The 1,710-nt window shown below is 74.2% G+C and carries 1 protein-coding gene; it reads left to right on the top strand.

Annotated elements, in window-relative coordinates:
* Window positions 1-1,710 (top strand): serine/threonine-protein kinase (locus AB0J09_RS64085; RefSeq protein ID WP_360714224.1); only part of this gene is annotated, 1,710 nt, incomplete at both ends.

Genomic DNA, 1,710 nt, shown 5'->3' with positions numbered 1-1,710 from the left:
CCTACGACGCTGACGGCAGCCGGGTCGCGGTCAAGGTGCTGCACGCGGCCGGCGATCGTGCGGTCCGTGACAGGTTCGTGAAGGAGACGACGGCCGCGCGGCGGGTGTCGTCGTTCTGCACGGCGCGCGTGCTGGCCGCGGATCTGGACGGGCGCAGGCCGTATCTGGTCTCGGAGTACGTGCCGGGGCCGAGCCTGGGTGCGGCCGTGCGGGACGGGCGCCGGTTCACTGGGGACGACCTGTTTCGGCTGGCGACGGCGGTGGCCACCGCGCTGACGGCGATCCACGACGCGGGGGTTGTGCACCGTGACCTCAAACCGGACAATGTGCTGCTCGGTCCTGACGGCCCGCGGGTGATCGACTTCGGTATCGCGCGCACGCTCGACATGTCGCTTACCAAGACGGGAGAGGTGTCGGGTACTCCGGCGTACATGGCGCCCGAGGTGTTCACGGGGGAGCGGGCGGGCGCGCCGGCCGACGTGTTCGCGTGGGGCGCGATCATGGTGTTCGCCGCCACGGGGCGCGAGCCGTTCGCCGCCGACAACCTGGGCGCCGTCATGCACCGGGTGCTGTCGCACCGGCCTGACCTGAGCGTGTTGCCGCCGCGGCTGGCCGCGCTGGTCGGGGCGGGCCTGGACAAGGACCCGGCGGCTCGGCCGGCGGCGCGTGACTTGCTGCTGGCGCTGGTCAGCGGGAACGGCTCGGACACCAGGGGGCTGCTGGCGGCGGGCAGCAGGACCGCCCGGGGCGTGCACGGGCGGGAGCAGGGCGATCCCGCGTTGGGGACGATCGCCGAGGACGCCTACGCGTCGCTGGGCCCCGAGGAGCGGGAGGTGGCGGCCGAGGTGTTCCTGCGGCTGGTGGCCGTCGGGGAGGATGGGCGCGAGGCCGGGCGGTCGGCCGGGTATGACGAGCTGTTCGAGGGGCGCCCTGAGCGGGAGTCGGCGGCGGTCAGGCGGGTGCTCGACGCGTTCTCGTACGTGATCGGCAACGGGCACGGCACGGTGTCCCTGTCGCGCCCGGGCCTGCTGCGGGCCTGGCCGCGGCTGCGCATGTGGGTGGACGCCGACCGTGACGGGCTGGCCATGCTGAACAGCGTCAACGCCGCCGCCCGCCACTGGGCCGAGAACGGCAGGCGCGATGCCGACGTGCTCCAGGGCAGCCGTCTGGAGCAGGCGCTGAGCTGGGCCGCGACCGGTCGCCGTCACGTCACGCTGACCCCGTTCGAACAAGACTTCCTGCGCGCCGGCACCGAGCTGACCAGACGGCGGGCCAGGCGCAGGACGCTGACCACGGTCGCGCTGGCCGGGCTGCTGGTGGTGTCGCTCGTGGTCGGCGGGCTGGCTGTCTGGCAGCGCCAGGAGACGGCGCGGCAACGCGACATCCTGGCCGCCAAGCAGGCGGCCGCCGAGGCGGACCGGCAGCGAACCATCGATCCGTCCCTGGCGATGCTGCTCAGCGTGGCGGCCTGGCGGATCTCGCCGGCGCAGCCGGAGGCCCGCTCCAGCCTGGCGGCCTCGCTCCAGCAGCAGGAGACGGCGGTCTTCCGTGACCCGCCGGTCAAGGGCGTGGCGCGGCGGATGCTCAGCCGCGACGGCCGCACGCTGGTCAGCGCCAGCGAGGGCGGGGTCAACGTGTACGACGTGCGCACCGGCAGGCGTACGGCGAGCTGGCCCGGGATGACGGTCAGCGGGGCGATCGTGGGCCCGC

Origin of the sequence: Nonomuraea sp. NPDC049784 (assembly GCF_040659615.1) — a bacterium.
GTDB lineage: Bacteria > Actinomycetota > Actinomycetes > Streptosporangiales > Streptosporangiaceae > Nonomuraea.
The sequence above is the reverse complement of the archived record's forward strand: the minus strand, read 5'-3'. Positions and strand labels throughout refer to the sequence as shown.